Raw genomic sequence first — 13,411 nt, forward strand, 5'->3', positions numbered from 1 at the left:
ACCTACACACGGCGCCGGTCGACACTACTCGCCGTTGAGCACCTCCAGTACCGCCCGGGCGGTGGCCCGACCGATACCGGGAACCTCGGTGATCTCCTCGATGGTGGCCTCCTTCAACCGCGCTACCGACCCGAAATGCGTGACCAGCGCCGTCCGTCGGGCCTCCCCCAGCCCCCGCACCGAATCCAGCACCGATTCGGTCATCCGACGGGACCGTTTACTGCGATGGAAGGTGATGGCGAATCGGTGCGCCTCGTCCCGCACCCGCTGCAACAGATACAGCGCCTCGCTGGTGCGCGGCAGGATCACCGGATCGGGTTCACCGGGCACCCACACCTCTTCCAGGCGTTTGGCCAACCCGATCACCGCCACATCGGTGATACCGAGCTCCTCCAAAACCTCGGCGGCTGCCGCCACCTGGGGAGCACCACCGTCGACCACGTACAGATTGGGTGGATAGGCGAATCTGCGGGGGCGCCCGGTCTTGGGATCCACCCCCGGCGGAGGGGTCGTCTCCATGTCGGTGGTGAGCTCGTCGGTCCCGTCGCCTCGGGCCGGATCGACAGTCGCCGCACCGAGATCGGCCGGGGCGTCGGCGCCGGCGAGGTCCGCGCGTTCGATGGCATCACGTTCCCGGCGCAGTCGGGTGAACCGGCGGCGGGTGACCTCGGCGATACTGGCCACATCATCGGAACGCCCGCCGCCGGCCGCCTCTTTGATGGCGTAGTGGCGGTAGTCGGATTTCCGCGGCAGCCCGTCCTCGAACACCACCAGCGACGCCACTACATCGGTGCCCTGGACATGGCTGATGTCCACGCATTCGATACGCAGCGGGGCGGTGTCGAGATCGAGGGCGTCCTGAATGTCCTGCAGCGCCGCCGAGCGGGCGGTCAGATCCCCGGCACGCCGGAGTTTGTGCTGGGCCAGCGCCTCCTGGGCATTGCGCGCCACCGTCTCGGCGAGGGCCTTCTTGTCCCCGCGCTGCGGAACCCGCAACCGCACGGCCGAACCGCGCAACCCCGACAGCCAGTCCTGCACCTGGTCGGCGTCGGCGGGCAGATACGGCACCAGGACCTCACGGGGCACCACGGTCGCGGGCCGCTCGTCACCGCTCTGCTCGGCGACGGCCACCTGCTCGCCGTAGAACTGGGTGAGGAACTGTTCGACCAGAGCGGCCTGTTCGGCCCCCTCCCCGCTCTCGGCGGGAACATCGATGGCGTCTCCGGATTTGTCCACCACCCAACCACGTTGACCACGGACCCGACCGTCACGAACGTGGAAGACCTGCACCGCGACCTGCAATTCGTCGGTGGCGAAGGCGATGACATCGGCGTCGGTACCGTCCCCCAACACCACGGCCTGTTTTTCCAATGCCCGGCGCAGCGCCTGGACATCGTCACGCAACCGGGCCGCGGTTTCGAAGTCCAATTCCTCGGCGGCGGCGTGCATCCGCTGTTCCAGCTCCCGAACCAGCCGATCGGTGCGGCCGGACAGGAAATCACAGAAATCGTCGACGATACGCCGGTGATCGGCGGCACTCACCCGACCCACACACGGCGCGGAACACTTATCGATATAACCGAGCAGACAGGGCCGACCCATCTGCCCGTGTCGTTTGAACACCCCGGCCGAACAGGTACGTGCCGGGAACACCCGCAACAACAGATCCAGGGTCTCCCGGATTGCCCAGGCATGGGAGTACGGGCCGAAATAGCGCACGCCCTTGCGTCGCGCCCCGCGGTAGACGAACAGCCGCGGGTACTCCTCGTTCAGCGTGACGGCCAACACCGGGTAGGTCTTGTCGTCGCGGTAGCGGACATTGAACCGCGGATCGAATTCCTTGATCCAGTTGTATTCCAGTTGCAGCGCCTCCACCTCGGTGGAGACCACGGTCCATTCCACGCTCGCGGCGGTGGTGACCATCTGCCGGGTCCGCGGATGCAACGAGGCCACATCGGCGAAGTAGGAATTCAACCGGCTGCGCAGGCTCTTGGCCTTACCCACGTAGATGACGCGGCCATAGGAGTCCCGGAATTTGTATACACCGGGTTCGACGGGAATCGTGCCCGGCTTCGGGCGATACGTCGCGGGATCTGCCACGGACTCCAGCCTAGTGACCGGTACCGACAGCGAGTTTCCCTCACGGTGTATCGAACCCGTCGCCGCACTCGCCCGACGACGTTACAGTCCGTGCATGAGGCTGTGTTCGAAAGCGCGGGCAGAGGTGGGATGGAACGGGGCCGCCGGTGCGGGCCCGCTCCGGAACCGGGGCCGGCGCCGATGGCGGATACCGGGCGGATTCGCGGTGGCCGCCGTGCTCGTCACCGGATCGCTGAGCGGGTGCTCCGACGAATCCGAGACCGCGAGCCCGTGTACCACCGCTGTGACGGGCACCCCGGTTCTCGCCGCACCGCCCACCACCGCGACGCGGGGCGCGCCCGCTTCGCGCAACCTCGCCCTCGAACCGGAGATCGCCTCGGGATACCGATCCGGGATGACAGCGGTGCGTACCACCCACTACGCGGTGTCCACCGCGAACCCGCTGGCGACCGAGGCCGCGTGCGCCGTCCTGCGCGACGGCGGCACCGCAACGGACGCCCTGATCACCGCGCAGACCGTGCTCGGGTTGGTGGAACCGCAGGCCTCCGGTATCGGCGGCGGCGCCTTCCTGTTGCACTACGACGCCGCCACCCGAACGGTCGAGGCATATGACGGTCGCGAGACCGCACCCGCGGCCGCCGACGAGAACTATCTGCGCTGGATCAATGCCACCGACCACACCGAACCACAGCCGAACACGCGGGCCAGCGGCCGCTCCATCGGGGTGCCCGGGGTGCTGCGCATGCTCGAACTCGCCCATCGCGAGCACGGTCGCATGCCGTGGCGGGACCTGTTCGATCCGGCCGTCGCCTTGGCGGATCGAGGATTCGAGATAAGTCCGCGGCTCGCGGCGCAGATCGCCGAATCCGCACCGGACCTGGCCCGTGACCCCGCCGCCGCGGCCTATTTCCTGAACCCGGACGGCTCCGGTAAACCCGCTGGAACCGTCCTGACCAATCCGGCCATGTCGAAAACCTTGAGCGCTGTCGCAGGCGATGGCGCCGACGCGTTCTACACCGGACCCATTGCCGAGGATATGGTGGCCGCGGCCCGCTCCGAGGTCGGGGGACGCACCCCGAGCCTGCTCACCACCGATGATCTGGCCGGCTACCGACCGAAGAAACGGACTGCGCTGTGTACCGAATACCGGCAACACGAGGTCTGCGGTATGCCGGCGCCCTCGTCCGGCGGTATCACCGTCGCCGCCACCTTGGGCATCCTGGAGCACTTCGACCTGGCCTCGCTGGGCCCTACCGACGTCGACCGCGACGGCGGCCGGCCACGGGCCGAGGCGGTACACCTCATCACCGAGGCCGAACGATTGGCCTACGCCGACCGCGACAAGTACATCGCGGATCCGGATTTCGTTCCGCTACCGGGTGATTCGGCGCAGTCCCTGCTCGATCCGGACTACCTGGAACAGCGGGCGGGCCTGATCGATCCCGGCCACGGCATGGGCACCGCACAACCCGGGAACGTGGGATCGACGCCGGTCGGGGTCGGCCCACAACCGCCGGAACACGGAACCAGCCATATCTCGGTGGTCGACTCCTACGGCAATGCCGCCGCCATGACGACCACCGTCGAATCCGCATTCGGTTCCTTCCATATGGTCGACGGCTTCCTGTTGAACAATCAGCTCACCGATTTCGCCGCCGAACCCCTCGGCACCGAGGGCATACCGGTGGCCAATCGGGTCGAACCCGGCAAACGCCCGCGCAGTTCGATGAGCCCGACGCTGATCTTCGACCACACCCCCGAGGGGACGCGCGGCCCCCTCACCCATGTGGCGGGTTCCCCCGGCGGCGCGGTGATCATCCAGTTCGTGGTGAAAACCCTGGTGAACATGTTGGATTGGGGGCTCGACCCGCAGCAGGCCGTATCGGCCGTATCGTTCGGCGCGGCGAATTCACCGGTCACCGGGATCGGCGGTGAGCATCCGGCGATCGATACCCGCGATGACGGCGCGCACGACCCCTTGGTGATCCGACTGCGGGAACTGGGACATCAGGTGTCGGTGAAACCCCAGTCCAGCGGATTGAGTGTGCTGCGCCGCGACGGCGACGCCGGCTGGATCGGCGGCGCCGACCCGCGCCGGGAGGGCGAGGTGCTCGGCGATACCCGCTGAGCACGACCCGGCGGCGTCCCGGCGGCTCAGCCCTCGTCGCCGGGGCCCGCGCTCTCGGATTCCCGGTCGCCGGGGCCCGCGCCGGTGACCTTCTTGTCACCAAGGCGTCCGCCTTCCGTGGCCCCGGTGTACTTCGCGCCCAACTTGCGAAGCCGATCCAGGGCGTCGGCGGCGTGTTCCTTGTCGTTGGAGCGGATCGCCAACATCGGAACGTAGTCGTCGTTCACCAATTCCAGTCGGGCCCACGCCTTACGTTCGGGAAACGACACCCCGCGAATATGGCGCCATTCGAACTCGTTGTCACCGAGCACGTTCCGCACCACCACCCCGCGCGGGCCGACCCGCACCCGGGGCCGGGTCAGCAGGAGCACCGCAGCGGCGCCGAGCACGCCGATCCCGATCATGGCGAACTGGTCGACCACCCGGAAGTTCACCCCGGTGTACTCGGTGCGCAGGAAAACTCCCACCAGTGTGAAGGCCACCAGCAGCACCACCGCCACCACCACCGCGGTGCGCCGCGATCGCCGCGGACGCACCTCGAGCTCCCACTCCGCTCGTTCCTCCGTCTCGGCGGCTGTGGGGATGGCGGCCCGGCGCCATATCCGAACGACGGGCATGGACTACCGGCCGGCGCGCAGCGCGCGCAGGGTGAGTGCGGCATCCAGGGCGGCGGCGCACGCCTGCTCGCCCTTGTCCTCGGCCGAGCCCGGCAGACCGGCGCGGTCCAGGGCCTGCTTCTCGTTGTTCGTGGTGAGCACACCGTTCGCGACCGGGGTGCTCTCGTCGAGCGAAACCCGGGTCAGGCCCGCGGTCACCGCGTCACAGACATATTCGAAATGTGGGGTGTCTCCGCGGATCACCACACCCAGGGCGACCACGGCGTCATGGGTGCGCGCCAGCTCCTGCGCCACCACGGGCAGTTCCATCGCCCCGGCGCAGCGGACCACCGTCACCTTTTGCACCCCGGCTTCCTCGGCCACCCGCTCGGCATTGGCCACCAAGGTGTCACAGATCTCGGTGTGCCAACGCGACGCCACGATTCCCAACGCGAGATCCTTGGCATCGGAGAGCTCGAAACTCGGTACACCGGTGCCGCTCATCGATTCCCACCTTTTCCGTCGGTCGAGGTCACTGCGCGGTCTCCCCCAGATCCAGATCGTCCAGGCCCACCAGATCGTGCCCCATCCGGTCCCGTTTGGTGCGCAGGTACCGCAGGTTCTCGGCATTCGCCCGCACCGGCATCGGCACCCGTTCGGTGATCCGCAATCCGTACCCGTCCAGGCCCACCCGCTTGGCCGGATTGTTGGTGAGCAATCGCATCGACTTGATTCCGAGATCCACCAGGATCTGCGCGCCGGTGCCGTAGTCACGGGCGTCGGCGGGCAGACCGAGCTCGATATTCGCGTCGACGGTGTCGTGCCCGGAGTCCTGTAGCTGATACGCCTGTAGTTTGTGCATCAGGCCGATCCCACGGCCCTCGTGCCCGCGCATGTACAGCACCACGCCGCGCCCCTCGCGGGCCACCATCTCCAACGCGGCCTCCAACTGCGGCCCGCAGTCGCAGCGCAGCGATCCGAACACATCACCGGTCAGGCATTCGGAGTGCACCCGCACCAGCACGTCCTCGCCGTCGAGGATGTCCCCACGCACCAATGCGACGTGCTCCACCTCGTCGTAGATGCTCTGATAGCCGACCGCTGTGAACTCGCCCTGGGTGGTGGGGATCCGCGCCTCGGCCACCCGCACCACGTGCTTCTCGTGCTTACGCCGCCACGCGATCATGTCCGCGATGGAAATCAGCGCCAGATCGTGCTCGTCGGCGAAGACCCGCAGTTCGTCGGTGCGGGCCATGTGCCCGTCGTCCTTCTGGCTGACGATCTCACAGATCACACCGGCCGGACGCAGTCCGGCCATCCGCGCCAGGTCCACCGCGGCCTCGGTATGTCCCGGCCGACGCAGAACGCCGCCGTCCTTGGCACGTAGCGGCACCACATGACCGGGGCGGGTGAAATCGTTGGCCTTGGCATCCGCATCGGCCAGCAACCGGATGGTGGTCGCCCGGTCGGCGCCGGAGATACCGGTGGTCACGCCCTCCTTGGCGTCCACCGATACGGTGTAGGCGGTACCGTGTTTGTCCTGGTTCACCGAATACATCGGGGGCAGGCCGAGTCGATCACAGTCGTCACCGGTCAACGGCACACAGATATAACCCGACGTGTAGCGGATCATGAACGCGACCAGCTCCGGGGTCGCCTTCTCCGCCGCGAAGACGAGGTCTCCCTCGTTCTCCCGGTCCTCGTCGTCGACCACCACGACCGGCTTGCCGGCTGCGATATCGGCGACCGCCCGCTCGATGCTGTCGAACCTGGTCACGTCTGACTACTCCTGTGTTGAATATGCCGCACCGTTCGGTGCGGCGTGTTCGCGAACCCTCGGATACCCGAACCCGAGGTGGGCCACGAACGAGACCTCGATCCCGAGGTCCGTGATCGGCCGGTTGAGCATGGGAAGCATTTCTCCGCTCGACAGTGCCTGCCGGCAACGTTACAACAGGGCCTCGGCGGGTGCCGGTGCGCTGCCCCGGGCCGTGGCCAGGGACGACGAACGGTTCGGCCCCTCGCCCGGTCCGGGCCGGTCGCCGGGGGTGCCGAGGGGTGGCCGCCGGTCTCGCCGACCGGTGTGGTGCTCACCCGCGTTGCCGGAGGCGTTCGACGTATTTGGCGATCACGTCGACCTCCAGATTGACCCGACTTCCCGCCGCGGTGGCCCCGAGAGTGGTCAGTTTCACGGTGGTGGGTATGAGCGAAACCTCGAACCAGTCGTGGGTGCCGTCGGCGGCCGGGGCGTCGGCGCGACCGAGGGCGGAAACGGTCAGCGAGATACCGTCGACGGTGATGGAGCCCTTCTCCACCACATACTTGGCGAGGGCATCGGGCAGGGAGATGCGTACCACCTCCCAGTTCTGCTCCGGAGTACGAGCGAGCACGGTACCGGTGCCGTCCACATGGCCCTGCACGATATGACCACCGAGTCGACTGTTCACCGCGGCCGCGCGCTCCAGGTTCACCGCCGCTCCCGGACCGAGACCGTCGATACTCGAGCGCTTCAACGTCTCCCCCATGACGTCGACGGTGAAGGAACCGCCGTCCATCACGTCCACCACGGTCAAACACACCCCGTTGACCGCTATGGAGTCACCGTGCCCGGCATCGGAGCTCACCAGGGGGCCGCGAATGGTCAGCCGCGCGGCGTCGGACAACCGTTCCACGGCGACGATCTCGCCCAGCTCCTCGACGATGCCTGTGAACATGCACTCAACTCCGTTCGCGTCGGTGTTCCGATTACGGAACGGCCGGCGCGGGGATCGATATTCCCAGCGCTCGCCATTCCCTCTCAGGGTAGGTCCCGGACGGTGGGCGCCCGCTCCGCGCCCACCGTTCGGAGGCATGCGATCGCGCCCCGCCGAGCACGGCCCCAGGGCCGCGTAACGCGGTGGGTATCCAATCCTTCGAGGGAGCGTCACCGAATTGTTTCCGGGAGGGAAATTTCTCGCGGATTTCCGATTAAAAATACCGGATCGTCGGTACGAATAAATGGGGAAGGGAATGAATTGTGTGGTCCATCGCCTCGGCTTCGGTACCCACACAAGGTTTGATTCCCCATTACGGTCACATCGACACACGAAAAATCTCTGCCGGGTTGCACACCCACAGCTACTACCGCAATATTGTGATGTGACCGGCTCACCGTAAGACCCTTTCCACGGTGAGCCGGGTCATCGAGAACAGGGCAGTTCGAATACGACAGGTCGATCCGCATCTCGGCAACCACACCCGGACCACCGCAAAACGGTGGGGTTTTCCGCGTCGGCGAGTGGGCGAACCGACCAACAGGTCCGGCCGCATCGCACACTCGACCGAACGGTGCCATCCACCCCGAGGGGTGGAGACCGCCCGACGCGCCCCGCACCCTTCGGCCTGCCCGATAGCCGACAGCAACTACACAGCAAGTTCACCAGGCGAGGAAGTAGCCCATGAACGGACCGAATCCGACCGCAATCGATGGAACAGGAACCCATCGGCCCGCGGCATTCGCGATGACCGACACCTCCCCCGACACGGGTGATGCCCGGTGAGCACCCTCATCGGTTCCGCATCGGAATTGGAACAACGCTGCCGGGAATACCGGGAGAAAAACCATCTACCCGCCGTGGTCGATCCCGTATCGAAGTGCATTCTCCTGCATGTGGGCGCCGGCTACGGGGCCGTCACCATGCCCGTCGAGCTGGGTGAGCGGGTACAGCGGCGGCTACGGGCCGCCGGCATCGAGGGGCAGGTGCTCGCCCATCCCCGAGCCCACAGCTGGACATTCCTCACCGGACCCAAGCCCCACGAGTACACGCCCGTCCAGTCGGCCGAGATGTTCCGCCGGTACATCACGGTCGCGGGCACCGGCAGCCAGATCGTGCTGCCCTCGCCCCACGACGAGAGCACCGGCTACCGCATCTGGGTACAGGCTCCGCAGGGCGCCGCCAAACGCCCCCCGCAGAGCACGGTCCTCGACGCGGCCCTGCTACCGGAGACGGATCCGATCACACTCCGCTGACCACCGACCCCGGTCGGGTGAGGCCGGCCCGCACCCGACCGGACGACTTCCGAATCAACCGACGGTGCCGTGCGCGTGCGACCGCACGGCGGCGGCCTGTCGACGCAACTCCTCCACCGTGGCGCCCGGGTTCTCGGTGTTGTACACCGCCGACCCCGCCACGAAGCAGTCGATACCGGCCTCCGCCGCCGCCTCGATGGTGTTCGCGTTGATACCGCCGTCGATCTCCACGATCAACCGCAGTTCCCCGGCATCCACGAGTCGGCGGACGATTCGTGCCTTCTCCAGAACATGCGGAATGAACGACTGACCGCCGAAGCCGGGCTCCACGCTCATCACCAACAGGGTGTCGAAATCACGCAGAATCTCCAGATACGGCTCGATCGGGGTATCGGGTTTCACCGATAACCCGGCCTTCGCTCCGGCGGCCCGGATATCGCGCGCCACCGCCACCGGATCATCGGTGGCCTCGGCGTGGAAGGTCACATTGTAGGCACCGGCCTCGGCGTAGGGGGGCGCCCAACGCTCCGGGTTCTCGATCATCAGGTGACAGTCCAGCGGGATGTCGGTGGCCTTCAGCAGGCTTTTCACCACCGGTAGCCCCAGGGTCAGATTCGGCACGAAATGCGCGTCCATCACATCGACGTGCAGCCAGTCGGCACTCGACACCGCGTTCGCCTCATCGGCCAGACGCGCGAAATCGGCGGAGAGAATGGATGGGGCGATCATGGGGGCCGCGGGGCGGGTGAACGTCGACGTGCACACAGCGCCGCAGTCTATCCACCGCCGTGGCCGACCGTCCGGGCGAGGTCGGTGGCGGGTGGGTTGCTCGTTCCACGAATGGGTAGCCTTCAGTGCGTGATCAATACATCGGCGGAACAGGGGCTCTACAGCACCCCGGTGGAGATTCGAGTGGCGGCGTCGGTCACCCAGCTGCCCATCGTGCGCGGCCTCGCCGAAACCCTGGTCCTGCTCAGTGATTTCACCCTCGACGAAGTCGCCGATATCCGGCTCGCCGTCGACGAGGTGTGCTCCACACTCATCGCCATAGCGGCCCCGGACACGAGCCTGAACTGCCGATTCACGGTCGGCGATCTCGATTTGCTGGTGCGGGTGAGTGGCGTGGCGGCCACGGAGGGGTTACCCGACGAACGCAGCTTCGGCTGGCATGTGCTGCGCACGCTCACCGATGAGGTCCGGGCCCACCAGGAAGCCTACGACCCCCAGGTTTCCGGATTCCCGACGACCGTGGAGTTCCGTCGGATCCGAGGGAAGGCGTAGTGGTCGAGCAGGACGAGGAATTCGAGCCCGCGGGCGACACCGAGGATCTCGACGCCGAGGAAACGGCCGAGGAGTTGGCGCCGTCGCTGCCGGTGACCGGATACGACGATCTCACGGAACTGTTCGGCCGGCTGGCCGAGACCACGGAAGGTTCGGCCGATCACAACGCGATTCGCGAGGAGCTGATCAACCGCTGCATCCCGCTGGCCGACCATATCGCCCGCAAGTTCAGCGGCCGCGGGGAACCGTTCGACGACCTCACCCAGGTCGCCCGGGTCGGCCTGGTGCACGCGGTGGACCGCTTCGACATCGAACGCGGCTCGAACTTCCTGTCTTTCGCCGTGCCCACGATCATGGGCGAGGTCCGGCGCTATTTCCGCGACAACACCTGGGCCATGCGGGTGCCGCGCCGGGTGAAGGAGACACATCTGCGAATCGGCGCCGCGGTGGATGCGCTGTCCCAGTCGTTGGGCCGCTCCCCCACCGCCAAGGAGATCGCCGCCGAACTCGATGTCGACCCGGACGAGGTCACCCAAGCGGTGATCGCGGGTAATGCCTATCAGCCGACCTCCATCGACGCCGCCTCGGTGGGCCGGGACACCGATGCCTCGTTGCTGGACACCCTCGGCGAGGAGGAAGCCCAATTCGACCGGGTCGAGGAGTACGTGGCGATCCGCCCACTGCTGGCCGGGTTACCGGAACGGGAGCGACGCATTCTCACCATGCGCTTCTTCGAGTCCATGACCCAGACGCAGATAGCCCAACGGATGGGTATCTCGCAGATGCACGTCTCGCGAATTCTCGCCAAGACCCTGGCCCGACTGCGGGAACAATCGGCACGCGAGTAGGCCGCCGCCCCACGGCCCGTTCGGCGACCGGATCGCTCGGCGGATAGGCTGTTGTGCCCGATCGAGCACACGATCTACTCTCGGCCATGAGAGGGTGACCGGAGTTTTATCTCAACAACTCATCCGGTTCGTCTCGACAGATCAGAGCAACCGAACGGCGGGCCGCGTCCCCGGCGGCCCGCGGTCGCGTCGACGACGCGGCGGAAGGTGAAGTGACCGATATGAGCGCCGACACCATCGCCCGGCAGTGCACCCTGTGCGAGGCCCACTGCGGAATCCTGGTGACCGTGGAAGACCGAAAGGTCACCCGCATCGAGGGCAACCCCGACGATGTCCTGTCCAAGGGCTATATCTGCCCCAAGGCCACGGCCATGGCCGGGCTACACGAGGATCCCGACCGGCTGCGCACTCCCGTTCGTCGCGTGGGAGATTCGTTCGAACCCATCGGCTGGGACGAGGCGTTCCGGGAGATCGGCCGCCGACTTCGGTGGGTGCGGCGCACCTACGGCCGCCACGCCATCGGGATGTATCTGGGCAATCCCGCGGCGCACAACTCGGCCATCCTCTACGCGCTCGCGCTGCGCGGCGCCCTGTTGACCCGCAACTTCTTCACCGCGTCCTCGATCGACCAGTTCCCCCAGGAATTCGTGGCGTGGCAGATGTTCGGTTCGAACTTTCTCATGCCGATCGCCGATATCGACCGCACCGACCGGCTGATCGTGCTGGGCGCCAATCCGGCGGTGTCCAATGGCTCGGTCACCACCATGCCCGGCGCGAAGAACCGGATCCGCGAGGTACGTCGCCGCGGCGGCACAGTGGTGGTCATCGACCCGCGCCGCACAGAAACCGCTCGCCTGGCCGACGAACACGTCTCGGTCCTGCCCGGCGGGGACCCGTACCTGCTGCTCGGCATGCTGCACGTGATCCTCACCGAAAAGCGCTACGACGAGGCCGCGGTACGCACTCGGTGCAGCGGAATCGAAACTCTGCGACAGTTGATCGCCGACTTCACCCCCGAAAAGGCCGCCCCGCACGCGGGTGTCGACGCCGACACCATTCGACGACTGGCCCGGGAACACGCGGCGGCGGACTCGGCGGTGATCTATGCCCGGATCGGCGTCTGCCATCAGACCACCGGCACCATCACCCACTGGTTGGTGAACACCATCAATGCCGTCACCGGCAATCTCGACCGGCCCGGCGGCCAGATGTTCGCCACCCCAGCCGTGGACCTGGTTCGTCCGGCCCGGCGGATACCGCCCTGTCACGGCGCCTGGACCGACCGCTCCGGCCGCTACAAATCGTTCCGCTTCGAGCTGCCGGTGGCGGCGCTGGCCGACGAGATCCTCACCGAGGGACCCGGACAGATCCGGGCCATGATCACCTACGCGGGCAACCCGGTGCTCTCCACTCCCCAACACGGCCTGCTCGACAAAGCGCTCGACAGCGTCGACTTCTACGTGGCCGTGGACATGTACATCACCGAAACCACCCGGTATGCGGACATCATCCTGCCACCGGTTTCCCCGTTGGAGCGCGAGGACCTCGACATCCTGCTGACCATGTTCGGTGTGCGCGACACACTGCGCTACAACGCCCGCGCCATGGACCCGCCCGCCGACGGGCTGGAGGACTGGCAGATCATGGCGCGGCTGCTCACCGAGATCCTGCCGCTGCCGGCACGACCGATGACCGGGCGCGCCCTCAACACCCTGTTCGACCGGTTGAGCCCCCTGCGGGCCGCCGCGCTGGGAATGGCCGTCGGCCCGTACGGGGTGCTGCGTCACGGACGCAAGGGCATAACCCTGAAGAAGGTGCGCGAATCGCGTGGTGGTATCGATTTCGGCCCCCTGCGGCCCCGACTGCGGTCGCTGATCGCCACCTCCGACCACAAGGTCCACCTTGCCCCGGAACGGTTCGTGGTCGAGGCCGGACGGTTGATTCGCGAACTGCCCGACGCGGAAACCCGCCACGCGGGATACGATCTGCGCCTCATCGGACGCCGCCATCTGCGCAGCAACAACTCGTGGCTGCACAATGTCCCGGCCATGGTGAAGGGCCGCCCCCGGTGCACCGCCCTCATGCACCCCGACGATGCCGCCGAACGCGGGCTCACCGACGGCACCCCGGCCGCCGTCACCTCGCCCGTGGGCTCGATCGTGGTGCCGGTGGAGATCAGCGACGATATCCGTCGCGGTACGGTCGCCATCCCACACGGCTGGGGGCATCGCGAACCCGGTGTCGGCTGGACGGTGGCGGCATCGCTGCCCGGCGCCAATGTGAACCTGCTCCACGACCCCGAACAGGTCGACCGGCTGTCCGGGAACGCCGCGGTGAACAGTACCTGGGTGAAGGTCGAGCCCACCGAAAGCACCGTGGTCGTCGGCTGATCCGGCGCGTCGGGCCGCGCACCGGCGATCACATACCGGTGCGCGGTCATGGTAACCGC

General features: G+C 67.1%; 11 protein-coding genes. 5 read left to right on the forward strand and 6 right to left on the reverse strand.

What is annotated here, in order from left to right; genetic code table 11:
- Positions 1-24: 24 nt before the first annotated feature.
- Positions 25-2,100: an excinuclease ABC subunit UvrC gene (gene uvrC / locus ON32_RS12690; RefSeq protein WP_040791048.1), complete on the reverse strand. Its 2,076-nt coding sequence runs from the start codon at positions 2,098-2,100 to the stop codon at positions 25-27.
- A gap of 94 nt (positions 2,101-2,194) precedes the next feature.
- Here uvrC and ON32_RS12695 point away from each other — a divergent pair, with 94 nt between their 5' ends.
- Positions 2,195-4,228 carry a gamma-glutamyltransferase family protein gene (locus ON32_RS12695; RefSeq protein WP_083874474.1) on the forward strand — a complete coding sequence of 678 codons (2,034 nt, stop codon included), beginning with the start codon at positions 2,195-2,197 and terminating at the stop codon, positions 4,226-4,228.
- A gap of 26 nt (positions 4,229-4,254) precedes the next feature.
- On the opposite strand, the gene ON32_RS12700 is transcribed toward ON32_RS12695, so the two are convergent.
- The 4 genes from ON32_RS12700 to ON32_RS12715 all read right to left on the reverse strand — a co-directional run bounded on the left by ON32_RS12700 (position 4,255) and on the right by ON32_RS12715 (position 7,538).
- Positions 4,255-4,845, reverse strand: a complete 591-nt coding sequence (locus ON32_RS12700; RefSeq protein WP_083874407.1) for a PH domain-containing protein — start codon at positions 4,843-4,845, stop codon at positions 4,255-4,257.
- A 3-nt stretch (positions 4,846-4,848) separates the two neighbouring features.
- Positions 4,849-5,328 (reverse strand): 6,7-dimethyl-8-ribityllumazine synthase, encoded by a 480-nt coding sequence (ribH, locus tag ON32_RS12705; protein ID WP_040791049.1) that lies wholly within the window; start codon positions 5,326-5,328, stop codon positions 4,849-4,851.
- Positions 5,329-5,356: 28 nt separating this feature from the next.
- Positions 5,357-6,601, reverse strand: coding sequence for a bifunctional 3,4-dihydroxy-2-butanone-4-phosphate synthase/GTP cyclohydrolase II (locus ON32_RS12710; RefSeq protein ID WP_040791050.1), 1,245 nt, complete (start codon positions 6,599-6,601; stop codon positions 5,357-5,359).
- 313 nt (positions 6,602-6,914) lie between these two features.
- Entirely contained in the window at positions 6,915-7,538 is a 624-nt protein-coding gene (locus tag ON32_RS12715; protein ID WP_040791051.1) for a riboflavin synthase, read from the reverse strand.
- A gap of 821 nt (positions 7,539-8,359) precedes the next feature.
- Here ON32_RS12715 and ON32_RS12720 point away from each other — a divergent pair.
- The gene (locus ON32_RS12720) at positions 8,360-8,833 is read left to right on the forward strand and encodes a hypothetical protein (protein WP_051133172.1); all 474 of its coding nucleotides are present in this window, start codon (positions 8,360-8,362) and stop codon (positions 8,831-8,833) included.
- A gap of 54 nt (positions 8,834-8,887) precedes the next feature.
- Here ON32_RS12720 and rpe read toward each other — a convergent pair whose 3' ends face one another.
- Positions 8,888-9,562: a ribulose-phosphate 3-epimerase gene (gene rpe, locus ON32_RS12725; RefSeq protein WP_040791052.1), complete on the reverse strand. Its 675-nt coding sequence runs from the start codon at positions 9,560-9,562 to the stop codon at positions 8,888-8,890.
- A 129-nt stretch (positions 9,563-9,691) separates the two neighbouring features.
- On the opposite strand from rpe, the gene ON32_RS12730 reads away from it, so the two are divergent.
- The 3 genes from ON32_RS12730 (at position 9,692) to ON32_RS12740 (ending at position 13,352) form a co-directional block, all read left to right on the forward strand.
- A complete protein-coding gene (locus ON32_RS12730; RefSeq protein ID WP_040791053.1) occupies positions 9,692-10,114 on the forward strand; it encodes an ATP-binding protein in 423 nt (140 codons plus the stop codon).
- Positions 10,115-10,188: 74 nt separating this feature from the next.
- Positions 10,189-10,962: a SigB/SigF/SigG family RNA polymerase sigma factor gene (locus ON32_RS12735; RefSeq protein ID WP_281032232.1), complete on the forward strand. Its 774-nt coding sequence runs from the start codon at positions 10,189-10,191 to the stop codon at positions 10,960-10,962.
- A gap of 221 nt (positions 10,963-11,183) precedes the next feature.
- Complete coding sequence (locus ON32_RS12740; protein WP_040791274.1) at positions 11,184-13,352, forward strand: molybdopterin oxidoreductase family protein; 2,169 nt, start codon at positions 11,184-11,186, stop codon at positions 13,350-13,352.
- Positions 13,353-13,411 lie beyond the last annotated feature (59 nt).

The sequence above is a fragment of the Nocardia paucivorans NBRC 100373 genome, assembly GCF_000308675.1.
In the GTDB taxonomy this organism is placed as follows: domain Bacteria; phylum Actinomycetota; class Actinomycetes; order Mycobacteriales; family Mycobacteriaceae; genus Nocardia; species Nocardia paucivorans.